General features: G+C 65.4%; 27 protein-coding genes. 13 read left to right on the forward strand and 14 right to left on the reverse strand.

Annotation, left to right across the window (positions count from 1 at the left end; genetic code table 11):
• Window positions 1–69: 69 nt before the first annotated feature.
• Together fliP and D6B98_RS30760 are read right to left on the reverse strand one after the other, a co-directional pair.
• A complete protein-coding gene (gene fliP / locus D6B98_RS30755; RefSeq protein WP_126260778.1) occupies window positions 70–828 on the reverse strand; it encodes a flagellar type III secretion system pore protein FliP in 759 nt (252 codons plus the stop codon).
• Entirely contained in the window at window positions 825–1,787 is a 963-nt protein-coding gene (locus tag D6B98_RS30760; RefSeq protein ID WP_126260779.1) for a flagellar biosynthetic protein FliO, read from the reverse strand. Before D6B98_RS30760 ends, fliP begins: the two co-directional genes overlap by 4 nt.
• A gap of 352 nt (window positions 1,788–2,139) precedes the next feature.
• Here D6B98_RS30760 and flgB point away from each other — a divergent pair, with 352 nt between their 5' ends.
• From flgB to D6B98_RS30810, 10 genes are all read left to right on the forward strand, one after another.
• Window positions 2,140–2,544, forward strand: coding sequence for a flagellar basal body rod protein FlgB (flgB, locus tag D6B98_RS30765; RefSeq protein ID WP_126260780.1), 405 nt, complete (start codon window positions 2,140–2,142; stop codon window positions 2,542–2,544).
• 40 nt (window positions 2,545–2,584) lie between these two features.
• Window positions 2,585–3,010, forward strand: coding sequence for a flagellar basal body rod protein FlgC (gene flgC, locus D6B98_RS30770; RefSeq protein ID WP_126260781.1), 426 nt, complete (start codon window positions 2,585–2,587; stop codon window positions 3,008–3,010).
• A gap of 16 nt (window positions 3,011–3,026) precedes the next feature.
• Complete coding sequence (gene fliE, locus D6B98_RS30775; RefSeq protein ID WP_097658032.1) at window positions 3,027–3,341, forward strand: flagellar hook-basal body complex protein FliE; 315 nt, start codon at window positions 3,027–3,029, stop codon at window positions 3,339–3,341.
• A gap of 112 nt (window positions 3,342–3,453) precedes the next feature.
• Window positions 3,454–3,717, forward strand: coding sequence for a flagellar biosynthesis protein FliQ (gene fliQ / locus D6B98_RS30780; protein ID WP_007612284.1), 264 nt, complete (start codon window positions 3,454–3,456; stop codon window positions 3,715–3,717).
• 17 nt (window positions 3,718–3,734) lie between these two features.
• Window positions 3,735–4,511 carry a flagellar biosynthetic protein FliR gene (gene fliR, locus D6B98_RS30785; RefSeq protein ID WP_126260782.1) on the forward strand — a complete coding sequence of 259 codons (777 nt, stop codon included), beginning with the start codon at window positions 3,735–3,737 and terminating at the stop codon, window positions 4,509–4,511.
• Window positions 4,512–4,515: 4 nt separating this feature from the next.
• Entirely contained in the window at window positions 4,516–5,595 is a 1,080-nt protein-coding gene (gene flhB / locus D6B98_RS30790) for a flagellar biosynthesis protein FlhB (RefSeq protein WP_126260783.1), read from the forward strand.
• Between the two features lie 153 nt (window positions 5,596–5,748).
• Entirely contained in the window at window positions 5,749–8,325 is a 2,577-nt protein-coding gene (gene cckA / locus D6B98_RS30795) for a cell cycle histidine kinase CckA (RefSeq protein WP_126260784.1), read from the forward strand.
• Window positions 8,326–8,507: 182 nt separating this feature from the next.
• Window positions 8,508–9,515: a Tim44 domain-containing protein gene (locus D6B98_RS30800; RefSeq protein WP_126260785.1), complete on the forward strand. Its 1,008-nt coding sequence runs from the start codon at window positions 8,508–8,510 to the stop codon at window positions 9,513–9,515.
• 142 nt (window positions 9,516–9,657) lie between these two features.
• Complete coding sequence (locus D6B98_RS30805) at window positions 9,658–10,341, forward strand: lectin (RefSeq protein WP_126260786.1); 684 nt, start codon at window positions 9,658–9,660, stop codon at window positions 10,339–10,341.
• 259 nt (window positions 10,342–10,600) lie between these two features.
• Window positions 10,601–11,308: a glutathione S-transferase gene (locus tag D6B98_RS30810; RefSeq protein ID WP_126260787.1), complete on the forward strand. Its 708-nt coding sequence runs from the start codon at window positions 10,601–10,603 to the stop codon at window positions 11,306–11,308.
• A 27-nt stretch (window positions 11,309–11,335) separates the two neighbouring features.
• Here D6B98_RS30810 and D6B98_RS30815 read toward each other — a convergent pair whose 3' ends face one another.
• From D6B98_RS30815 to D6B98_RS30820, 3 genes are all read right to left on the reverse strand, one after another.
• Entirely contained in the window at window positions 11,336–12,010 is a 675-nt protein-coding gene (locus D6B98_RS30815; RefSeq protein ID WP_126260788.1) for a methyltransferase family protein, read from the reverse strand.
• Window positions 12,011–12,122: 112 nt separating this feature from the next.
• Entirely contained in the window at window positions 12,123–12,296 is a 174-nt protein-coding gene (locus D6B98_RS40190; RefSeq protein ID WP_164718975.1) for a hypothetical protein, read from the reverse strand.
• A gap of 336 nt (window positions 12,297–12,632) precedes the next feature.
• Window positions 12,633–13,106, reverse strand: coding sequence for a hypothetical protein (locus tag D6B98_RS30820; protein ID WP_126260789.1), 474 nt, complete (start codon window positions 13,104–13,106; stop codon window positions 12,633–12,635).
• A gap of 210 nt (window positions 13,107–13,316) precedes the next feature.
• On the opposite strand from D6B98_RS30820, the gene D6B98_RS30825 reads away from it, so the two are divergent.
• Window positions 13,317–14,972, forward strand: a complete 1,656-nt coding sequence (locus tag D6B98_RS30825) for a fumarate hydratase (RefSeq protein ID WP_126260790.1) — start codon at window positions 13,317–13,319, stop codon at window positions 14,970–14,972.
• A 159-nt stretch (window positions 14,973–15,131) separates the two neighbouring features.
• Here the strand turns inward: D6B98_RS30825 and D6B98_RS30830 are convergent, their stop codons facing one another.
• From D6B98_RS30830 to D6B98_RS30855, 6 genes are all read right to left on the reverse strand, one after another.
• On the reverse strand, window positions 15,132–16,049 hold the full coding sequence (locus tag D6B98_RS30830) for an SH3 domain-containing protein (RefSeq protein WP_126260791.1): 918 nt from the start codon (window positions 16,047–16,049) through the stop codon (window positions 15,132–15,134).
• A gap of 17 nt (window positions 16,050–16,066) precedes the next feature.
• Entirely contained in the window at window positions 16,067–16,363 is a 297-nt protein-coding gene (locus D6B98_RS30835) for a hypothetical protein (protein ID WP_028181202.1), read from the reverse strand.
• A gap of 105 nt (window positions 16,364–16,468) precedes the next feature.
• Window positions 16,469–17,023 carry an inner membrane-spanning protein YciB gene (locus D6B98_RS30840; RefSeq protein WP_126260792.1) on the reverse strand — a complete coding sequence of 185 codons (555 nt, stop codon included), beginning with the start codon at window positions 17,021–17,023 and terminating at the stop codon, window positions 16,469–16,471.
• Between the two features lie 12 nt (window positions 17,024–17,035).
• A complete protein-coding gene (locus D6B98_RS30845; protein ID WP_126260793.1) occupies window positions 17,036–17,611 on the reverse strand; it encodes a hypothetical protein in 576 nt (191 codons plus the stop codon).
• A gap of 76 nt (window positions 17,612–17,687) precedes the next feature.
• Complete coding sequence (locus D6B98_RS30850; RefSeq protein ID WP_126260794.1) at window positions 17,688–17,951, reverse strand: hypothetical protein; 264 nt, start codon at window positions 17,949–17,951, stop codon at window positions 17,688–17,690.
• Window positions 17,952–18,011: 60 nt separating this feature from the next.
• The gene (locus tag D6B98_RS30855) at window positions 18,012–19,409 is read right to left on the reverse strand and encodes a carotenoid oxygenase family protein (protein WP_126260795.1); all 1,398 of its coding nucleotides are present in this window, start codon (window positions 19,407–19,409) and stop codon (window positions 18,012–18,014) included.
• A gap of 106 nt (window positions 19,410–19,515) precedes the next feature.
• Between D6B98_RS30855 and D6B98_RS30860 the strand changes: the two genes are divergently transcribed.
• The gene (locus tag D6B98_RS30860) at window positions 19,516–20,244 is read left to right on the forward strand and encodes a TetR/AcrR family transcriptional regulator (RefSeq protein ID WP_126260796.1); all 729 of its coding nucleotides are present in this window, start codon (window positions 19,516–19,518) and stop codon (window positions 20,242–20,244) included.
• 116 nt (window positions 20,245–20,360) lie between these two features.
• Here the strand turns inward: D6B98_RS30860 and D6B98_RS30865 are convergent, their stop codons facing one another.
• Window positions 20,361–20,963, reverse strand: a complete 603-nt coding sequence (locus D6B98_RS30865; RefSeq protein ID WP_164718998.1) for a hypothetical protein — start codon at window positions 20,961–20,963, stop codon at window positions 20,361–20,363.
• 163 nt (window positions 20,964–21,126) lie between these two features.
• On the opposite strand from D6B98_RS30865, the gene D6B98_RS30870 reads away from it, so the two are divergent.
• Window positions 21,127–21,690 carry an SET domain-containing protein gene (locus tag D6B98_RS30870; RefSeq protein ID WP_126260943.1) on the forward strand — a complete coding sequence of 188 codons (564 nt, stop codon included), beginning with the start codon at window positions 21,127–21,129 and terminating at the stop codon, window positions 21,688–21,690.
• A gap of 144 nt (window positions 21,691–21,834) precedes the next feature.
• Here D6B98_RS30870 and D6B98_RS30875 read toward each other — a convergent pair whose 3' ends face one another.
• Both D6B98_RS30875 and D6B98_RS30880 read right to left on the reverse strand, forming a co-directional pair.
• The gene (locus tag D6B98_RS30875; RefSeq protein ID WP_126260798.1) at window positions 21,835–22,233 is read right to left on the reverse strand and encodes a hypothetical protein; all 399 of its coding nucleotides are present in this window, start codon (window positions 22,231–22,233) and stop codon (window positions 21,835–21,837) included.
• Window positions 22,234–22,267: 34 nt separating this feature from the next.
• Window positions 22,268–22,498 (reverse strand): hypothetical protein, encoded by a 231-nt coding sequence (locus D6B98_RS30880; protein ID WP_126260944.1) that lies wholly within the window; start codon window positions 22,496–22,498, stop codon window positions 22,268–22,270.
• Window positions 22,499–22,526: the final 28 nt, after the last annotated feature.

The following is a 22,526-nucleotide window of genomic DNA, read 5'->3' on the forward strand; positions in this document are numbered from 1 at the left end:
ACGGGAGGGGCCGGAAGTGAATCCCGGTGGCGGAGAGGATGCGGCGGCGACGTGGTGCCGAGCTCGCCGTCACCCCCCGTAGCTCTGCACCAGGCTTCCCGCCACCAGCGACCAGCCGTCGACCAGCACGAAGAAGATCAGCTTGAACGGCAGTGAGATCGTTGCCGGCGGCAGCATCATCATGCCCATCGACATCAGCACCGAGGCGACGACGAGGTCGATGATCAGGAAGGGCAGGAACAACAGGAAGCCGATCTCGAAGGCGCGCTTCAGCTCGGAGATCATGAAGGCGGGGACGAGGATGCGAAGCGCGAGGTCGTCGGGGGTCGCCGGCGCCGGTTCGCCTGACAGATCCAGAAACAGCCTGAGGTCCTTCTCGCGCACGTTCTTCTGCATGAAGCCGCGCAGCGGGACGGAGGCGCGCTGCAGCGCGTCCTCGACGCCGATCTGGTTGGCGACCAGCGGGCGGATGCCGTCGTCGTAGGATTTCTGCAGCACCGGGCCCATCACGAAGAAGGTGAGGAACATGGCCAGCGCGATGATCACCGAGTTCGGCGGCGCGGTCGCCGTGCCCAGCGCGGTGCGCAGCAGCGACAGCACGACCACGATGCGCGTGAACGACGTCATCATGATCAGGATCGACGGTGCGATCGACAGCACGGTGAGCAGCGCGATGAGCTGGATCGCGCGCTCGGTGACGCCGCCACCGCCGGCGCCGCCGCCGAGATTGATGCTGATGTCCTGCGCATGCGCAAGGCCTGCGAGCGAGGCCGCGACTAACAGGACAGAAAGGAAAACAACTCTACGCGGGAGGGACGGCAGCCTCACGAAGATGGCTTCGGACGGCCGAGCAGCGAGGCCATCTCGTCTTCGAGATTTTCAAAGCTGGTCTTCTCCGCGGCCGGCTTCGGCGGCGGGGCCGGCGGCGCCGCCGGCTCGCTGCGAGCGGCCCGCGGGGGAGCGGCCGGCGGCTCCGGCGCGACGGGCGGCGCGACCGTTTCGCCGGCGGGGCGGCGCAGCGCGGCCTCTAACCGCTGTGCCATTTCCGCGAGGTTCTGCTCGGCGCTGGACGGGCCCGCGGCGGGTGCCGGCGGCGGAACGGGCGGAGCCGGCGGAGGAGGCGGCGGTGCAGCGGCGCGCTCGGCCCGCACGGGCGGCATTTTCATCGGCTCGCTCTGGCGCGGCGGCCTCGGCATCAGCGGCGGCTCGCTGCGCGGAACGCGCGGCGGCAGCGGCTCGGGCCGCGGTTCGCGCTCGGGGCGCGGCGGGATCGCATCGGCGGTGAAGCCGGCGAGGGGATCGCTGCGGCGTTCGGCCAGCGCGGGGGCGGGCCGGCGCACCTCGTCGGCGAAGGACGGGCGCGAAGGCCGCGGCGGCGGCTCGGGCATTTGCGGCTCGGGATGATCGAGCAGCTCGGGCCGCGGCGCCTCGTCGGCCCAGCCGCCGGAGTCCGGCATCGGGGCAAGGCGCGGCGGCTCGGCGGCGTTGGGACGCTGGGGGAGCTGATCGCGGCCATGCGCGGCACGAACGATGTTGGGCTCGACCACGATGTCGGTGGGGCCGCCGATCATCAGGAGGTGCTCGACATTGTCACGCCGGACCAGCACCAGGCGGCGCCGGCCGTCGACCGCGGCGGCATCGATCACGGCAAGCCGGGGCATCCTGCCGCGCTGGGTGTTGGCACCGAGCCGGCTGGTGGCGAATCGGCGAACCAGCCAGGCAGCGACGCCGATCAACGCCAGAACGACGATGAACGCGACGATGAAGGTGATAGGGCTGCCTTGCATACTAGTCCCCGACAAATGGCGCTGCTCTCGTGCCCATGGTCGGATACGCCAACCACCGGCCTACGATGCCCCAAACTGCGATTTCTTAACGTCCCACGGCAAGTTTTGCCGTCCCCAACTCTTAATAACCCATGAATCGCTCGATCCAAAACGACTTCTTGGGCTGTGCACGGCCCGCCAAACGGTTGGGTTAATGCTGCTTTTGGCGGCGTCGAATCACGGGAGCGACGGAATCGTGTCCCGCTCGGGGACATCCGGCGAGGGTCCCTTAACCAGCTGTTAACCATACACGCGGCAAATTCTGCCTAGCTGCGGACCTCGAGGTCCGTACCAGGCGGAAGGAGCCGCGACGATGTCCATCAACGACCTCCCGGTACTGTCGGCGCTTCGCACCAAGATGCAGTGGCACCAGGAACGCCAGCGCGTCCTGTCCGAGAACGTCTCCAATTCCGACACGCCCAAATTCCGGCCGCGCGACCTGGTCGAGCCGAAACTCGACAAGAGCGGGGCCGTCACGGGCTCGATGGGCCCCCTCGCGCTGACCCGCACCAGCGGCTCGCACATGACGCCGTCAGGCGCGGTTTCCGTATTCGACCAGAACAAGAACGCGGGCTTCGAAACCCGCCCTGCCGGCAACGCCGTCAATCTCGAAGAGGAGATGATGAAGGCCGCCAGCAACCAGATGGACTACGCGGCGGCGACCTCGCTCTATTCGAAGAGCCTGCACCTGCTCAAGACCGCGATCGGCAAGGCCTAGCCGCATGATCCGGGAACAGAACAGCTAGAGGAGGCGCATCATGGCCAATGACAGCAGCGACTTTGCCCGCTCGATGGCGATCGCGACCTCCGGTCTGCGGGCGCAAGCCGGCCGCATGCGGGTGATCTCGGAAAACATCGCGAATGCGGATTCGACCGCGCAGACCCCCGGCGGCGACCCCTACCGGCGCAAGGTTCCGACCTTCTCCTCCGCGCTCGACCGCACGCTCGACGCGCAGGTCGTCACCCTCGGCAGGATCAAGCCCGACCAGTCGAACTTCCGCGTCAAATACGAGCCGAACAATCCGGTCGCGGACGCCAGCGGCAACGTCAAATACCCAAATGTGAACTCGGTGGTCGAGATGACCGACATGCGCGACGCGCAGCGGTCCTACGAGGCCAATCTCAACATCATCAGTGCGACGCGCCGGATGATCCAGCGCACGCTCGACATCCTCAAGAGCTGAACAGGACAATTGAGCCATGGCATCACCGACAATCGCCGCCAATGCTTACGCCAACCTCGCCCGGGTGCTCGAAAACAGCGGCGCCGGTGCCGGCAAAGGCAGCGAGGCCAGCGGGCAATCCTTTGCCTCGCTGCTGAAGGACGCCGTCGGCAGCGTCATGGAATCCGGCCGCAAGTCGGATGCACAGACGGTCGCGATGGCCTCCGGCAAGGCCAACGTGATGGACGTGGTGACCGCGGTCGCCGACACCGACGTCGCGGTGTCCACGCTGGTGTCGGTCCGCGACCGCGTGATCGCGGCCTATGAAGACATCATGAAGATGCCGATCTGATCACCGTTGTCATTCCGGGACGGTGCGAAGCACCGGGCCCGGAATCTCGAGATTCCGGGTTCTCGCTTCGCGAGCCCCGGAATGACGAAAATACCGGAAGTGAGAATCGAAGATGACCGGCCCCGAAACCCTCGACGTCGCGCGCGATGCCATCTGGACGATCGTGATCGTGTCCTCCCCGCTGATGGTGGTCGGTCTGGTGGTCGGCGTCGTCGTGTCGCTGTTCCAGGCGCTGACGCAGATCCAGGAGCAGACCCTGATCTACGTGCCGAAGATCCTGGCCATCTTTGCCACGATGCTGCTGGCGCTGCCGTTCATGGCCGACGCGCTTCATTCCCACATGTTGCGGATCTCGTCGCGAATCATCGGCGGCTGAGGCAAGATGCAGCAATTATGCGCATCGACGTCTCGTTGCTGCCGGCGCTTGCCGCTTCCTTCATGCTCGCCTTCGCCCGGGTCGGCGCGATGGTGATGCTGCTGCCGGGGCTGGGCGAGACCAATATCCCGACGCGGATCAAACTGTCGATCGCGCTGATGCTCACGCTGATCATCCTGCCGCTGCATCGCAACGCCTACCAGGTCGACATGGGCTCGCTGGCGCCGCTCCTGGTCCTGATGCTGCATGAGATCGCGATCGGCATCGTGCTGGGCGCGACCGCGCGCGTGACGCTGTCGGCGCTGCAGGTCGCGGGATCGGTGATCGCGCAGCAGATGGGGCTCGGTTTCGTCACCTCGGTCGATCCGACCCAGGGGCAGCAGGGGGTGCTGGTCGGCAACTTCCTGACCATCCTGGGGGTGACGCTGCTGTTTGCCACCGACAGCCATCACCTGGTGATCGCGGCGCTGAACGACAGCTATACCATCTTCTCGCCGGGCGAGACCGTGTCGAGTGGCGACGTCGCCTCGCTGGCCACGCGTGCCTTTGCCGCCGCGTTTCGCCTGGGCTTGCAGCTCTCGGGGCCGTTTCTGGTGTTCGGCCTCGTCTTCAACATCGGCCTCGGCGTGCTGGCGCGGCTGATGCCGCAGATGCAGGTCTATTTCGTCGGCGTGCCGCTCTCGATCTTCGCGGGCTTCTTGGTGCTCGCCGTGGTGCTCACGGCGATGATGGGCACCTTTCTGGATTACTTCATCGGTGTCATGCACCAATTGATGCCGCTCAGGTCGCGATAGATCGATGGCAGAAGACAACGATCCAGAGAGTCAAACAGAAGACCCGACGCAAAAGCGTCTGGACGATGCGCTCGAGCGGGGCGACGTCGCCAAGAGCCAGGAGATCAACACCTGGTTCATGATGGCGGGCGGCACGCTCGTGGTGTCGACCTTCTCGGGCTCGGTGGGCAGCGGCTTGCTGACGCCGATGCGCAATTTGCTCGCCAATTCCTGGATGATCAAGACCGACGGCAAGGCTCTGCTCGCGCTGATGCAGCAGATCGAATTCGCCTTGCTGGCCGCTGTCGGCGTACCCCTGCTGATGCTGGTGCTGGCGGCGATCGCCGGCAACATGCTCCAGCACCGCCTGGTGTGGTCGGCCGAATCCCTCAAACCCAAATTCAGCAAGATCTCGCCCGGCGCCGGCTTCAAGCGCATCTTCGGCAAGCAGGCGGCGGCGAATTTCCTGAAGGGTCTCGGCAAGCTGATCGCGCTCGGCGTCGTCATGACCATGATCCTGTGGCCGGAGCGGCATCGCATGGAGGCGATGGTCAAGCTCGACCCGGCCGCCATGCTCGACGCCAGCACCAGCATGACCATTCATCTGCTCGGCGCGGTGGTCGCAGCGCTCGCGGTCATCGCCATCGCCGATTATTTCTTCCAGTATCGCAGCTGGTTCCAGCGGCAGAAGATGTCGCTCCAGGAGATCAAGGAAGAGTTCAAGCAGTCCGAAGGCGACCCGCACATCAAGGGCAAGATCCGGCAATTGCGGCAGCAGCGCGCCAAGAAGCGCATGATGGCGGCGGTTCCCAAGGCCTCGGTGATCATCACCAACCCGACCCACTATTCGGTGGCGCTGTCCTACGAGCGTGGCATGTCGGCGCCGATCTGCGTCGCCAAGGGCGTCGACAACCTCGCCTTCAAGATCCGGGAGATCGCGCGCGAGCACGACATTCCGATCGTGGAGAACGTGCCGCTGGCCCGCGCGCTCTACGCCACCGTCGAGATCGACCAGGAAATCCCGACCGAGCACTACCACGCGGTCGCCGAAGTGATCGGCTACGTCATGCGGCTGAAACGCGGATTTGGCGCGGGGCGGGGATAAAGCACCCGAAAAATACCGGAAATGGCCGTAATCTGGGAATCAGCGTACCTTTCGGCCTTGCTGCCCTTGCACCTCAGGGTCCGATTCAGGCAGGGAGGACCCCACGCGCCCGTGGCGCGTTGATTCTCTGCCGACAGGCCGCGCCAGCTTGAGATGACCGCCGAGACCGACCACGACCTCACACGCGAGCCCGTTGCGGCGCACGAGCCGTCGCCGCGGTCGGGCAGCATTGCGCTGGTGCTGCTGGTGGCCGCCGGCCTCGTCGCCGTCGCCGTCGGACTGATGACGCTCGGACGGGTGCAGGCGCAACCCTATATCCTCGGTGTCCTCGCCGTGCTGGCGATGGTCGGCCTGTTCAACCTGTTCGCCTTCGCCGCCGGCATCATCCGCTTTGCCGACCGCAATCTCGACGATCCCATCATTCGCCGCATCTCCGATCATGCCTTCGACGGGCTCGCGGTTACCGATGCCCGCGGCCACGTGGTCTATTCCAATGCCGCCTATCTGACGCTGACCGGTGCCAGCGGCCCCCAGGACGTGCGCCCGGTGGAACGCGTCTTCATCGGCAATCCCGATGTCTCCGAAGCCGTGTTCCGGCTGCTGAAGGCCGCGCGCGAGGGCAAGCGCCAGCAGGAGGAGGTGCGCATCTCCGGCCATGACGGCAGCCAGGGCCGCTGGCTGCGCATGCGCGTTCGCCCGCTCGGCACTGAAAAGCGCGAAGCCAAATACGCGGTATGGTCGATCGCCGACATCACCCGCGACCGCGAGCGCCAGGAGGACGTGTTCCAGGAGCTCCAGCACGCCATCGAATATCTCGATCACGCGCCGTGCGGCTTCTTCTCGGTCAATCCGGCCGGCGAGCTCGCTTATGTCAACGCGACGCTGGCGAACTGGCTCGACTACGACCTCGCCGAGATCGGTTCGGGCGGCCTCAAGCTGACCGACATCGTCTCCGGCGACGGCGCCTCGCTGCTGACGTCGATCGTGGCGGTGCCGGGCGAGGTGAAGACGGAAGTCTTCGACATCGACCTGCGCATGCGCACCGGCAAGACCATGCCGGTGCGGCTCTATCACAAGCTCGCCTTCGGCGCCGACGGCGCGCCGGGGCCGTCGCGCACGCTCGTGATCAGCCGCGCCCGCGACGAGCGCAGCGATCCCGACCGCGCCGCCGAAGTGCGCTTCATGCGCTTCTTCGACCATACGCCGATGGCGATCGCGACCGTCGACCGCGGCGGCAACGTCGTGCGCGCCAATGCCCGCTACGCCAAGCTCGGTCAGGCGCTGGGGCTCGACAGCGCCTCCAAGTCGATCTTCCGCGCGGTCAATGCGCGCGACCGTCACCTCCTGATCGCGGCCATCAACCAGGCCGCCGAAGGCCAGGCCGACATCGCGCCGGTCGAGGTGGCGCTGGAAGGGGCCAAGGAACGCTGGGGCCAGTTCTTCGTCACGCCGGTCGATTCGGCCGAGAACGACGCGGAAACCGCCATCGTGCACATGCTCGAGACCACCGAGCGGCGCGCGTTGGAGAACCAGATCAACCAATCGCAGAAGATGGAGACGGTCGGCCAGCTCGCCGGCGGCATCGCCCACGACTTCAACAACGTGCTGTCCGCCATCATGATGGCGAACGACTTCCTGCTGAACGCGCACAAGCCGACCGACCCGTCGTTCCAGGACATCATGCAGATCAAGCAGAACGCGACGCGGGCCGCGACCCTGGTGCGGCAGCTGCTCGCGTTCTCGCGGCGCCAGACGCTGCGGCCGCAGGTGCTCGATCTCGGCGACGCCCTGAGCGATCTCACCATGCTGCTGCGCCGGCTGATCGGCGAGAAGGTCAAGCTCGACCTCGTCCACGGCCGCGATCTCTGGCCGGTGAAGGTCGACGTCTCCCAGTTCGAGCAGGTGATCGTGAACCTCGCGGTGAACGCGCGCGACGCCATGCCCGACGGCGGCAAGCTGATCATCCGTACCGCCAACGTCACCACCGAGGACGCGGGCAAGCTTGCTTACAAGGGCATGCCGGCGGCGGATTATGTCCGGATCGAGGTCGCCGACACCGGCACCGGCATTCCCGCCGACATCCGCGACAAGATCTTCGAGCCGTTCTTCTCGACCAAGGAAGTGGGCAAAGGCACCGGCCTCGGCCTGTCGACGGTCTACGGCATCGTCAAGCAGACCGGTGGTTTCATCTACGTGGACTCCGAGCCGGGGCAGGGCACCTCGTTCCACATCTTCCTGCCGCGCCATCACGCCGAGCCGGAGGTGCAGGTCGAGCAGCCGGCTGTCGCCAGCGCGACCAATGGCGCCGCGAAGGAAGCCGCTTCCGTCGAGGCCAAGCCGCGCACCGATCTCACGGGGCAGGGCACCATCCTGCTGGTCGAGGACGAGGAGGGCCTGCGCGCGCTCAATGCCCGCGGCCTGCGCTCGCGCGGCTATACCGTGGTCGAGGCCGAGAACGGCGTCGAAGCCATGGAGATGCTGGAGGAGCAGAGCGGGGCCATCGATCTCGTCGTCTCCGACGTCGTCATGCCCGAGATGGACGGCCCGACGCTGCTGAAGGCGATGCGGGAGAAGAACCCCGACATCAAGTTCATCTTCGTCTCCGGCTACGCCGAGGACGCCTTCGAGAAGAGCCTGCCCGAAGGCCAGCAGTTCGACTTCCTGCCGAAACCGTTCACGCTCAGCCAGCTCGTGGCGGCGGTGAAGGAGACAATGACGAAGCAGGGGTGAGGGCGCGCGCTCGGTGCGCATCCCCACCCCCGCCGGTAACTGGTGACCACGGTTCCCTTCCACGGCCAAATCCCCGTCCAATATGGGCTTTTGCCACATCCCCGCGACTGAGGGCCGCAGCCACAAGTTCCGAAACCGGCTTCACTTTTCGGCAAGTCTGCCCATCTTAAGCGCACATCCCCATGCCGGGGATTTGGGAAACGAACATGAATTTCTCGCTACGCTCCCGCAGTCTCTTCAAGACGATCGCTGTCGTGCTGGCGCTTGCGCTGCCGACTGCACTGGCGATCTCGTCCGCGGACGCGCGCGTCGGCGGCGGCTCCTCGTCGGGGTCACGCGGCTCGCGCACCTATTCCGCTCCGCCCCCGACCACGACGGCGCCGGGCTCGGCCTCGCAGTTCAACCGGACCTACACCCAACCGGGCGCAGGCATGAACTCGGCTGCTGCCGCGCCCGCGCGCGGCGGCCTGTTCGGCCGCGCCGGCGGCTTCATGGGCGGCCTTGCGGCCGGCTTCCTCGGCGCCGGCCTGCTCGGCATGCTGTTCGGCGGCGGCCTGTTCGGCGGCCTCGGCGGTCTGTCCTCGATCCTCGGCCTGATCATCCAGATCGTGCTCGTGGTGCTGGTGGTGCGGCTGGCGATGTCCTGGTGGCAGCGCCGTCACTCGCCGCAGGCGGCCTATGCCAACGCCGATGCGGGCGCTGCTCCCGGACCGCAGGCGAACCAGCGCAGCGGTCTTGGCGGTGGTCTTGGCGGCTTCGGTTTCGGCGCCAATGCCAACAACGCGCCGCTCGAGATCAAGCCGGACGATTACGAGTCGTTCGAGCGCTTGCTCGGCGAGGTTCAGACGGCCTGGTCGAACGAGGACGTGGCCAAGCTGCACACGCTCGCGACGCCTGAGATGGTCTCCTATTTCGACCAGGACCTCGCCCAGAATCGTGCGCGCAACGTCGTCAACAAGGTCACCAACGTCAAGCTGCTGCAGGGCGACCTCGCCGAAGCCTGGCGCGAAGGCGAGACCGACTACGCCACGGTGGCGCTGCGCTTCGCGCTCACCGACAAGACGCTGGACCGCAACAGCGGCACGCTCGTCGCCGGCAGCGAGCAGCCGGGCGAAGTCACCGAGGTCTGGACGTTCGCCCGCCGGCCCGGCAGCGGCTGGGAATTGTCGGCGATCCAGCAGACCAACTGATCGTAACGCGATTGAAGACAAGGGCGTCGTGCTTCGGCACGGCGCCTTTTCTTTTGTGCCCCCTGCATCGCGGCATCGGAATAAGTGCGGGCGCACCGGGTTGAAATCTGGCGGCCAACGACAAACAGAACGGGAGGACAAGATGATCCGTATCAAGAGATCCCTGGCTATTTCCGCGCTCGCCGCGGTCCCGCTCGCATGGCTTGCGGCACCGTCGGCGCAGGCGCAGTCGGCCGACATGACCTTCTTCGTGACCTCCAGCGGCCCGGGCAAGGGCGCCGATCTCGGCGGCCTGGAGGGAGCCGACGCGCAGTGCCAGAAGCTGGCTCAGGCCTCCGGCGCCGGCGCCAAGACCTGGCGCGCCTATCTCTCGACGCAGGCCGCCGACGGCAAGCCGGCCGTCAACGCCCGCGACCGCATCGGCAAGGGACCGTGGCAGAATGCCAAGGGTGCGGTGATTGCCAAGGACGTCGCCGAGCTGCACGGTCCCGCCAACAACCTCACCAAGCAGACGGCCCTCAGCGAGAAGGCTGAGGTCACCAACGGCAGCGGCGACACGCCGAACCGGCACGACATCCTGACGGGGACGCAACCCGACGGCACCGCGTTCGCCGCCGGCGACGACAAGACCTGCAAGAACTGGACGTCGAGCACGCAAGGTGCGGCGGTGGTCGGCCACGCCGATCGCAAGGGCCTGCGCGACGACGAACCGTCAAAGTCCTGGAACAGCTCGCACCCCTCGCGCGGTCCCGATGGTGGCTGCTCGCAGGCCGATCTGAGGAGCACCGGCGGCGACGGGCTGCTTTATTGTTTCGCTGCGAATTGAACTGACGGGCGGAGCTCTTTCCTCCGTCATTGCGAGGCGCTCGCGACAAAATTGCGTAGCAATTTTGCGCTGAAGCGACGAGGCAATCCAGCGTCTTTCCGCAGAGGCAATCTGGATCGCTTCCGCTGTCGCCAACGCTTCGGCGGACAAGTCGCTACGCGCAAATGACGGAGGATGTCGCACATCCGTCTCGCCCTGCCGGAACCTCCAGCCACATGCTACATTGGTCCGATCGCTCCCACGTGCACGGACCCTTCCCATGAAATACGAGCTCTATTACTGGCCCGAGATCCAGGGCCGCGGCGAATATGTGCGGCTGGCGCTGGAGGAGGCAGGCGCCGCTTACATTGATGTCGCGCGCGGAGCGCGCGGGACGGCGGCGATGATGAAGATGATGGACGCGCAGAAAGGCACGCCGCCCTTTGCGCCGCCGTTCCTGAAAGCGGGCAAGCTCGTCATCGGCCAGACCGCCAACATCCTGCTCTATCTCGGCGCCCGCCATGGGCTTGCGCCGAAGACGGAGGCCGGAAAGCTCTGGGTGCACCAGCTTCAGCTCACGATCACGGACTTCGTCGTCGAGATCCACGACACCCATCATCCGCTCGGACCCTCGCTCTATTATGAGGACCAGAAGGCACCGGCGAAGAAGCGCACGGCCGACTTCTGGGACGAGCGCGTACCGAAATATCTCGGCTATTTCGAGCGGCTTCTCGACGGGAGCGGCGGCACCTATGTCAGCGGTCGCCGCCTAACCTATGTCGATCTCTCGCTGTTCCAGCTCGTCGCGGGGCTGCGCTATGCCTTTCCCAAGCGCATGAAGGCATTCGAAGTGGATGTCCCGGGCCTTGTCGGTCTGCACGACCGCATTGCCGCGCGGCCGAACATCAAGGCCTATCTCGCAAGCCCGCGCCGCATTCCCTTCAACGAGCAGGGCATCTTCCGCCGCTACCGCGAGCTGGACGGTTAGCGGTTCGGACGGGAAAAGGATCAGCCCTCACCAGACGCCGGGCATGAGGCGATAGCGCACCCGCGCCGCATAGTCGGTATAGCCCGGCAGGCCCTCGCGCAGCGTGCGCTCCTCGATGGAGATGCGGACCGCGAACAAGGCGACGAAGAGCGGCAGCATCGCAAGTCCCCACCACGACCCCAGCAGCAGCGGGAGGCCGGCGAAGAACAGCACCATGCTGCTGTACATGGGGTGGCGGACATGGGCATAGGGACCGGTCGAGATCACGTGCTGCGCACGCTCGGTCTGCAGCTTCACCACGGGGGCGGCGAATGAGTTCTCGCGGAAGACCCACATGGTGAACAGTGTCGAGGCCAGGAACAGCACGAGGCCGAGCGCCTGCAACGCAGTCGACATGTCGGAGGATTGAAAGCGCCGGTCAAGCCCCATCACGACCAGCCAGGCCAGCATCACGAAGACGAAGCCCGTCATGAACATCTTGTCGGCGGCGGGCTGATCCTTTTGCAGCACCGGCCGCAAACGTTCGGCCAGCAGCGCCGGATCGATCCGGTAGAGCCACCAGCCGCAGAGCGGGCCGAGGAGCGCGGAGGTGGCGAGGAACGTCCAGGCCGACGGCCAATGCAGTGTTCCCGCGGATGCGAACAGCACCGCGCCCATGGCGACGACGAAGACCGTGTTCTGCAACAGCAGGCGTGCGATCATGCGCAGGTCCCGGGTGAGCGGCGCACGATATGGTGCAGCTATCCGGCAAAGATGCGGCCGGACGCGCGAAAGGCCCGATCGACCGGATCGGGCCCCTCCGTGGCAAGCCTGATCAGGCCAGCTGATCGATCCGCGTGCCCTGACCCGGCGGCAGCGGCGCGGGCGGTTGCGGCTTGAAGGTCGGATCCTCGTCCTTGACCTTGGCCTGGTCGTCCTGCTGCTTGGTCGTGTCGTAGCTGGGAACCACGATCGCGATCGGCGGCGGTGCTACGGTAGAAACCTTCATCCGCAAATCCTCACATATGGAAACAATTGAGCCTGCCCTGCGAGGCGCGAAAATTCCTTCAAGGCAATCGTTAAAATGCGAGGGATTGCGTGGGGATGGGCTGTTCTCGCGCTTCATCTAGCTGGATGAGGGCGATGACAAATCTCTCCTCGTCATTGCGAGGAGCTCGCGACAAAATTGCGTGGCAATCTTGCGCTGATGCGACGAAGCAATCCAGACTGCTTCTGCGGAGAGATCTCTGGATTGCTTCGCTCGCAATGACGGAGTTCGTGGCGAGCAGCGACGCGCAACATGTGCACTGCGTGCGCAGCAAGTGCAGAGGGAGAAAGCCGCCGCCTATTCGTCCTTGCCGCGGGTGATCGCGATGGAAGCCTCCGTCTTGGTGCGGGTGCATTCCATGTTGAGCCGGCGATAGCGCATGCTGACCTTGTCGCCGCGGAGCAGGCCCATGCGCTTCAGGCAGCGTGTCGCGCCGGTCGTGGTGTCGTCCTTGGTCACGGTGAAGACGATTGCCGCCATCGACCCCACCAGCCCGTAGAATTCCGGCTTGGGCTTGCGATCGCCCTTGGCATAGAGCTCGATCGAATATTTGTCGCCGCGGCAGGCGACCGAAAGCTCCTTGGCCGCCGGGTGCGAGAGGTAAACGACGTTGCGTGCCCGGAAATTCACCTTCAGGCGGTCGACCTGGTTCGCCAGTTCCTTGGCGCTGTCATCGCAGCGGTCGGCCCGGGCCGGCGAGGTGAGGGTCACAAGGCCGGTGATGGCGGCGGCGACCAGGATCGCGCCGCGGACGTCTAGTTTCAATGTCATGATGAAAAGCCCCTTAGGGCGCGCATTCAAGCGTCGGCGGACGCGAAGCGCAAGGGTGGGGTCCGGCCTTTCCACGTGCTGCGCTACGCCTTCCCAAACGCCCGCGCCGTCCCCTCTCATGCGTCCCGGTCCCTTCCTTTTCCGTCCAAAATGGGCTTAGAACGCTTCTATGCGAGGGCCCGCGCGTGGCCCCAAACCCCGGATTCGCCCATGAACGCCCCGACCGCCTTCCCCGACCAGTCCAAGCCCGTTCCCCCCTACAAGCACACCCCCCTGTTCCCGCTGGGCAAGGACGAAACCCCCTACAAGAAGATTTCGTCCGAGGGCGTCCGGGTGGAGAAGGTCCTGGGGAAAGACATGCTGGTGGTGTCGCGCGAGGCGCTGCGGGCGCTGTCGGAGGCGGCTTTCGGCGACATCAACCATTACCTGCGCCCCGGCCATCTGAAGCAGCTCCGTGCCATCCTGGAGGACAATGAGGCCAGCCCCAACGACAAGTTCGTCGCGCTGGACTTTCTGAAGAATGCCAACATCGCGGCCGGCGGCGTGCTGCCGATGTGTCAGGACACCGGCACCGCGATCATCATGGGCAAGAAGGGCTGCAACGTCATCACCGACGGCGACGACGAGGCGGCGCTTTCGGAAGGCGCGCGCGATGCGTACCTGCGCCGCAATCTGCGCTACTCGCAGGTCGCGCCGCTCTCGATGTACGAGGAGAAGAACACCGCCAACAACATGCCGGCGCAGTGCGAGATCTACGCCGAGGGCGACGATGCCTACAAGTTCATGTTCATGGCGAAAGGCGGCGGCTCCGCCAACAAGAGCTTTTTGTTCCAGGCAACGCCCTCGGTGCTGACCAAGGACCGGCTGCTCGCGTTCCTGAAGGAGAAGATCCTGACCCTCGGCACCGCCGCATGCCCGCCCTATCACCTCGCCATCGTGATCGGCGGCACCTCGGCCGAGCTCTGCATGAAGACGGTGAAGCTTGCCTCGGCGCGCTATCTCGATGCGCTGCCGACCCACGGCTCGCCTGACGGCAACGCCTTCCGCGACGTCGAGATGGAGAAGGAAATCCACAAGATGACGCAGTCGCTCGGCGTCGGCGCGCAGTTCGGCGGCAAATATTTCTGCCACGATGTGCGCGTGATCCGCATGCCGCGTCACGGCGCATCGCTTCCCATCGGGCTCGGCGTGTCCTGCTCGGCCGACCGCCAGGTGCTCGGTAAGATCACCAAGGACGGCATCTATCTCGAGGAGCTCGAGCACAACCCGGCACAATACCTGCCGCAGGTCGAGCAGTCGCTCGGCGGCGAGGTGGTCAAGATCGACCTCAACCAGCCGATGAAGGACATTCTGGCGACGTTCTCGAAATATCCGATCAAGACCCGCGTCTCGATGACCGGCACCATGATCGTCGCGCGCGATAGCGCCCATGCCAAGCTGCGTGAGCGGCTGGAGAAGGGCGAGCCGCTGCCGGATTACTTCAAGAACCATCCGGTCTATTACGCCGGGCCCGCCAAGACGCCCGAAGGCTACGCCTCCGGCGCGTTCGGTCCGACCACCGCCGGCCGCATGGATTCCTTCGTCGACCAGTTCCAGGCCGCCGGCGGCTCGATGGTGATGGTGGCCAAGGGCAACCGCGCCCCCGCCGTGCGCGAGGCCTGCAAGAAATATGGCGGCTTCTATCTCGGCTCGATCGGCGGCGCGGCGGCCAATCTCGCCGAACACTGCATCAAGAAGGTCGAGGTGCTCGAATATCCCGAACTCGGCATGGAAGCGATCTGGCGCATCGAAGTCGTCGACTTCCCCGCCTTCATCATCATCGACGACAAGGGGAATGACTTCTTCAAGGAACTGAACTTGGGCTGAGGCTAGTTCACCTCGCCCCGGTTGCGGGGAGAGGTCGGACTTTGCGCGTGGCGCAAAGTCCGGGTGAGGGGGACTCTCCACGAGTCCGACTGTCTCCGTCCTTGCGGAGACTCCCCCTCACCCCAACCCTCTCCCCGCAAGCGGGGCGAGGGAGAACTCTCAACTGCAATTGGTGACCTGGTTGGAGCACAGCGCGCGCCACCAGCCTCGCACGCCGTCGTGACTCTCGACCAGAGCCCAGAAGCCGCTGCAGGCCAAGAGCCGCTTCGGCCCGCCGTCGGCGTCGATCGGGCCGCCGAGCTCGCGCTGCGCCGGCATCCATTTGGCGTCGACGAAGGGCGCCTGGAACAGGCCGCCGGCGCGCGTGCCGCCATTGGCGTAGTTGGCGCCGACCTTGTTGGAGGCGACCCAGCCACGCCCGGCATAGGGCTTTGGCGCGCTGCGTGGATATCGCTTCTCGTCCTCGTAGTCCTTGCCCGGCGGCTTGGCCCCCTCGATCAGGAACCAGCCGTTCTTGAAGCCGATGATGCGGAATTCGGTGAGCCAGCCGCCGTCGGGCGTGTTCTCGGCGCCGCCGAGCTTGAGCCGGTAAGGCGGCGGCAGCGTGCCGAGCACGCGCCCTTGCACCGACGGTTCGGCGCGCACGTTGAGGCCTTTGGGATCCTGGTCGATGGACCAGGCGCCGAGAGCGCAGGGCTCGGTGCCCTCGGGCAGCGATGAGCGCTGTTCGGCGAGTTCGGCGTGCAGCTTGGCGAAATCGCTGTCGTCGTCATCGCGATCGTTGCGCGGCTTCAATTCGGCTGAGACCGCGCGCGTCGCATCCGGCGTCAGCGTGACCACGAGGCTCTGACGCGCGGCAAACACACTGGCCGGCGTCTTCGGATCGTTCGATGTCGCGGGATAGACGGCGAGATAACCGGTCGCACTTTCCGTGCGATAGGCGAGGCCGGCGACGTAGCCTGCCGGCACCATGGCGAGCGCGCTTGCGCGCCACGCCGGTTCGGTGTCTTCCGCGTGCGCCGCCACCGATGCTGCGACACACAGCAACGTCGCCGCGACGAGGCGGATGTTGGGCATGTGCCGAAGCCGCGGCGTTACGCCCGTACGCCCGTAAACGGAAAGCTGCCCATCGGGCCGATGCCCATCTCGCCGCTCATGCTGTCGCCGGAGACCTTTCCGATAAACTCGAGTGTCAACGGCATCGGATTGGTGATGGAAACCTTCCAGTTGACGGCGTCGCCACTGATGGTGCCGTCGAAGATCTCTGCGGTGTTGCCCTCTGCGCCCTGCGTGCCCGTCAGCGTGCCGCCGGAACTCAGCAGGGTCAGCGTCGCCTGGCGCTCGCCCATCGGCGTCGTCATGGTCAGATTCCAGTTGCCGTCTACGGCCATTCCCGTCTCCCGAACAAATCCCGGCGGACCGCGACGATCCGCGGTCAGTCCCGAGCGAGCCTATAACCCAACTCGCAGCTCCTGCCTAACGCCCGAATAGGGCATTTAGGCGCGGGCGGCGGCGCGCCGGCGGCTGGTGACGATGAGGCGCAGAACGACGTATTGAACGGCAAAGGCCAGGATCTTGCCGCCGCCTGCGACCACCGTGAGGTAGAACGCCCACAGCTTCAAATCGCCGGTCGATGCGACGACGATCATGCCGGCGCCGAGCACGAACATCAGCGCGGCCCAGGCATAGCCCGCAGCCGTCACATATTCCGGAACGGCCTCGACGACCATCGGCGGCATGTATCGCAGCATCCAGCCGCGCTTGAGCATGATGAGGCCGATCGCGAAATGCGCGATCGAAGGCTTGGCCATCATGAAGCGAGGATCGTTGGTCAGCAGCGTGATTGTGCCGAGGCCGACGACGAGCGCGAGGCTCGCATACGTCATGTAATTGAGGTGCTGCCCCCTGATGCGCGCGTGGATCACCTGCGCGACCGCGCCGGCGATCGCCACCGACGTCGCCAGGATGACGTTGTCGGTGACGAGATAGATGACCAGGAAGAGGATGGCGGAGAAGAGATCGGAGGCGAGGCGGGCGAATACGACCTTCATCGGCAGTCCTGTTCAGCGGGCGTTCGGCAATGCGCGGGCCGGCGTACCGTACTTGATCTGGCGATACTCGGGATACCATTTTGTGAAGTAAACCGCGCTGTTCCGAGCGGCGAAGGCGACTGCAAGGCTCGACCAGAGCGGCAGGCCGGGGACGTAGATCAGCACGAGATTGGCGGCCGCCATCAACAGCGCGGCCGCGGTCCAGGCGCCGGTGATGACGTAATTGGCATGGAGAAAGCCGGGCATCGCCGCGGTCTCGGCCGGCACCGCTTCCAGCGCATATTGCAGCGTGAAAGGACGGCGGAGCAGCATCGAGCCGAGCGAGATGACGAGGATGCCGATGTCGACCGACAGCTTGACGCCGAGCGTGCCGAACTGCGGATCGACCAGCGCGAGGTAGAGCCCGATGGCGGCGAACACGACCGCCGAGCCTGCGGCCAGGGTCTTCACCGAGCGGCCACGCACGACATCGATCGCGACGGTTGCGAGGCAGATCGCGGAGGCCGCGAACACGCTCGAGGCGGCCGACGTCACCAGCATCAGAAAGGTGAAAACGCCGTAGGGCGCGAGGATCAGGAAGATCGCCATGGGCCACCTCGGTCAGGTGAATCTTTACGATGTAAAGATCGATAGTTCAGGAGCGGCGCCGGGTCAAGTCAAATCTTTACAGTGTCAAAATAACGTAGGCGGCGTATAAAAGCTGAATGGCCGCAGTCGTTTGGTCGGACACCTCTGCGGCGATTTCGGCCCAGGGCAGGTGTGACAAAACCGGCAGCGCGCAGGCGATCGCGAGGCCGAGGGCGAACAGGATGCCGCCGTTGAAGATGACCTGGCCGCTCCGCCGCAGCTGGATCATATGGAGGGCAGCGACGGCGCAGATCAGGGCGATCACGGCCAGGAAGTGGGCGGCGATTGCGGGCATCTGCATGCGGTGCTTCCTTGGTGACACGTCGTGCTGTGGCTTTGGGACGCCCCGGAGTGACGGGCGCTACTGCGCGCCCACCCAATTGCCGTGAAAGCCATCGGGCACGCGGTGGCCGAGCTGCACCAGCGCGACGGGACCCGCCTCGACATCGGTGGCGTTGAACACCGCGAGGTCGCTGCGGTTCTCTCGCGCCCGCCAGATCACCGCGAGCAGCCAGCCGTCGCCCTCGGTCGCATCCTTCGATCGCTCGACGAACACCGGCTCGGAGATGGTGTCGCCGGCGGGCAGCAGATAATGGCCGAGCCGCCTTCCGTTGCAGTCGACATGGACGACGCCGGAGAGCGCGCCGAACATCGGCAGTTTCGGATTGGCGCAGGCGTACCAGCCGTGACGGTTCTTCAGCCCGGCGCGGCGGTCGTCGATGCGGGGGAATTCGCCGGTGAGATCGTCAAGATACGTCTGCTGGAAGCGATCGGTATTGCCTGAGAGGTCGAACGTCCAGCGGCAGTGCCGGGCGCGCGACTTCTCCGGATCGGTCGGCCGACCGTCGGGATGCGGAAACAGCGGCGCTTCCTCGAACTGCATGACGTCCGCGACGATGCGATTGTCGTCCTCCCACGCGTTCATGACGTGGAAGACGTAGCATGCTTCGGTACGGAACCAGACGATGTCCTTTGTCGCGCCGCTGCGCTTCATCACGCCGACATAGGCGCCCTTGTCCGGCTCCCAGGCGTAGGGCGGCCGCCCGCTCATTGCGCGCTCCATGCTGCCGGTAATGGGGAGGATCGGAAACAGCACATGGTTCGCGGTGACGATGAAGTCGTGCACCATGCTGGCATAGGGCGCCTCGAACCGCTCGAAGCGAGTCGCCTTGCCGGAGGCATCGATCGAGCCGTAGGAGAGGGCAGAGGTCAACGGCCCGGCGGCGTTGTAGCCGAAGAACACCAGCTCGCCGGTGATGGGATCGATCTTCGGATGTGCGGTGAAACTGCCGGCGAGGCGGCCCTGATAGTTGTGATAGCCGCGCGTCGCCAGCGTGCCCGGTTCGATCTCGGTCGGCAGATGCGCCTCTTCCAGCGCAAGCAGCTTGCCGGCATGGAAGATGATGTTGGTGTTGGCGACGCCGCCGTCGGTGAGATCAGCCGGGGCATCCGGAAGCTTGCGGCCGAAGCCGCCGAACAAAGCGCGGCCGGCGTCGTGCTCGGCAAGCCATTTCGGCGTGCGGACCCAGCGGTTGCGGTAGCTGGCCCGCCCGTTCTCGAGGTGGAAGGCGTGCAGCATGCCGTCGCCGACGAACCAATGCGCGCCGGGCGAAGAGTACTGCGGATTGGGACCGTTGCGATAGAGCGTGCCGTTCAGATCCCGCGGCAATTCGCCGATGATCGTCAGGAATGGCGCGTCCGCCTCGAACGGGATCGGCGCGATATTGTTCCGGCGCTCGGCGATGGCGTCGTGCTGCACGGGCATATCCTCCGTATCTTTACATCGTAAAGATCAAATAGCGTCGATTGCCAATCCGGTCAAGCGAAATCTTTACACTGTCAATATTGCGTCATATAGCTTGCAAATGATCAAGACCGACACCAAGAGCGAAACCGCACGAAGGCCGCGTGCCTCCAGAAAAACGACGTCGACCGCGGCATCGCGTCCGGCACGCCGCACCACGAACGCGAAGACCGAGACGCCATACCATCACGGCGCCTTGCGCGAGGCGCTGCTCCAGGCCGCCGAACGGGTGCTGGAACGCGAGGGGCTCGCGGGCCTCACACTACGCGCGGTGGCACGCGAGGCGGGCGTTTCGCACGCCGCGCCCACCCACCATTTCGGCGATCTCACCGGCCTGCTCAGCGAGCTCGCGGCCGTGGGCTTCCGGCAGTTCAACGCGGCGATGACCGCGTCCTGCGATGCCGCCGCCACGCCGCTCGAAGCCGCGCTAGCGCGGCCGAAGGCTTATGTCGCCTATGCGCAGGCTCATCCCGGCATGTACGGCATAATGTTCCGCTCCGAGCGGCTGGATTATTCCAGGCCCTCGCTGCACGAGGCCGCCGAAGCCTCCTTTGCCGGGCTCGCGAATGCCATCGGCGCGATGCGGCAGGAGCAGATCAGCGGCGACACGCTGACGCTGAACCAGGGCGCCGCCATCGCACGCGCCTGGTCGATGGTGCACGGCTTCACCATGCTGCTGCTCGACGGACGGCTCGAGGACATCCTCGGGCGGTTGCCCGAGGGGACCACGGCCGAGCGCCTGCTCGAGGCGATGCTGACCGCGCCCGTGTCCCCGAAGCATCCTGTATAGCGCCGTTTGGGGCGCCTAAAGCGCGATGCGATTAGGATGAATCGTCATCGCGCTTTAGGTTGTTGTTTAAGCATGATCTTTTCGGAAAACCGCTGCGCACTTTTCCGGATCATGCTTTAGCGCATCGTCGCAAGCTCGACGGCGCGGCCGCGCGTGCCGATGATCTTCACCTCGTCCTTGCCGCAAGCGAAGCCACGGGCGGAATCGTCCGCGGCCTTGCGCGCAAGCTCATTGGCGGTGGGATTGGCGATCGCATCGACATAGGCGACGTGGCAGACCGGGCCGGGCGGCAGCCGGGTCACGACCAGCATGGCTTTGGTATTCGGCCGTCCCTGCTTGTCGGGATCGCTGTTGTCGGCAATGTGCCAACGCTGGATGATCGCAAACGGCTTTGCGCCCACCGCGCGCCATTCGATCGTGTTCTCCGACCAATTGAACGGCGCGAACCAGGCCTTGGCGGCCGGTTCCTCGGCGGCTTGCTTGCGATTGCGGCCGACCGAGACGATTTCGCGAAGATCGTCCTCGGCAACCAGCACCAGGAGGCCGCTCTTGCCCGGACATGCCCGCGCGGTACTGCCGTCGAGCTCGCTGGCTCTACCGATCTGGCGGCAATCTTTTGGCGCGGTCGAGGTGTAGATGCTGCCCACGGATTGGGCGTCGGCACTGTTCAGGCCGATGCAGGTCATCAAGACGGCAAGACCTATGCTGGCGTGGTTCATCATGAGGCCTCGAGGGAGTGGGAACTTCGTCCCATCAGACGTCTTGATTGTGGGCAAGGTTCAAACTGCGACGGGATATACCTGACAGCGCCGCGGAATCGTTCTAGAAGAGCGGCTTCGCTTGGGCTTCTCCAGCCTCGTTCGCGTCCTCATTCTCTCGATCATGCCAGCCATCTCGAACAAACCTTATCGTGTCGGCCGCTCCAAGACCGGACTCGGCCTCTTCGCCACCAAGCCGATCAAGAAGGGCACAAGGATCATCCGCTATTTCGGACCGATCCTGGATTCGCGGATTCCAGCGCACGACGAGATCGAGAACAAGTACCTGTTCGAGCTCAACGGCCGCTGGACCATCGACGGGTCGGTGCGCAAGAATCTTGCCCGCTACATCAATCATTCCTGCCGGCCCAACGCCGAGTCCGACGTCCGGCCGCGCGAGCGCAAGGTGTTCATCCGCGCCATCAAGAACATCGAGCCGGGCGACGAGATCAACTACGATTACGGCACCGATTATTTCAAAGCCTATCTGAAGCCGATCGGCTGCAAGTGCGATTCCTGCGAGAAGAAGCGCAAGAAGCTGCGCGCCGAGGCGCGGGCCGAACGTGCCAAGGTGAAGGCGCGCAGCGAGCGCAAGGCCGAGAAGTCGGGCGCGAAGGGCCTCAAGAACAAGGCCGCCAACAAGAAGCTCAACGGTCACGCCGTCGGCAAGGCCCGCGCGCCGGCGTAGCCTGCGCTTCCAGCTCCGCTGGCATGCTACGTAAGGAGCGCATCGTCAGGTGTCATTCCGGGGCGATGCGCAGCATCGAGCCCGGAATTTCGAGATTCCGGGTCTGGTGCTCGCGCACCAGCCCGGAATGACGGTGACTTGGCCTCACGCCGCCGCCACGCTCCCGCTCCTTCGCAAGCCCACATATTGCAACTCTGCGAACACGCCCGTGGCGATTGCCTGCGCGACGACCATGAGCTCGCCGGCGAGGTTCGGCGACACCGCGCCGGAGAGCAGCAGCGCGATGCTGCCGACGGTCCAGGCCGCGTTGCCGACCACGACCAGCAGCACGAGCGCCTTCGCCACCGCGGCGCGCGAAGCGAGCCAGCCGACCAGCGCGGCGTAGGCGATCAGGAACAGGCCGGTCTCGCGCAGCAGCGCCTCGGGCAGGTTGAACAGCGCAGCGAAGGTGCTCGCGCCGAAGGCGAAGCCGAGGGCGGCGACGCCGCTGAAGACGGCATCGGCCAGCAGGGCGCGGCGAAGGAAAGTGGATGCAACGATCATGGTCGGTCTCCTTGCTTGGGGGGTGAGGTCGAGTTCACGGCCGTCCGCGCCACCAGGCGCGGAGCCGGCGGGCGAGACGGTAGGGGCAGAGGCTTCTGCCGACGCCGTGCTCGAAGGCGATGACCTGTGCGACCACGTAATCGCCGGTCGAATGCACCAGCGGCTCGGGCATGTTGAGACAGCGCGCCAGCATGCGGGTCGCGAGCGCCAGGGCCCAGGGAACAAGGTGGTCTGCGATGGTCCGGTAGAGCAGCAGCGCGATCATGGTCATCTCCTGTAGAACCGAAGATGCG

The sequence above is a fragment of the Bradyrhizobium sp. LVM 105 genome (assembly GCF_003957705.1).
Lineage (GTDB): Bacteria > Pseudomonadota > Alphaproteobacteria > Rhizobiales > Xanthobacteraceae > Bradyrhizobium > Bradyrhizobium frederickii.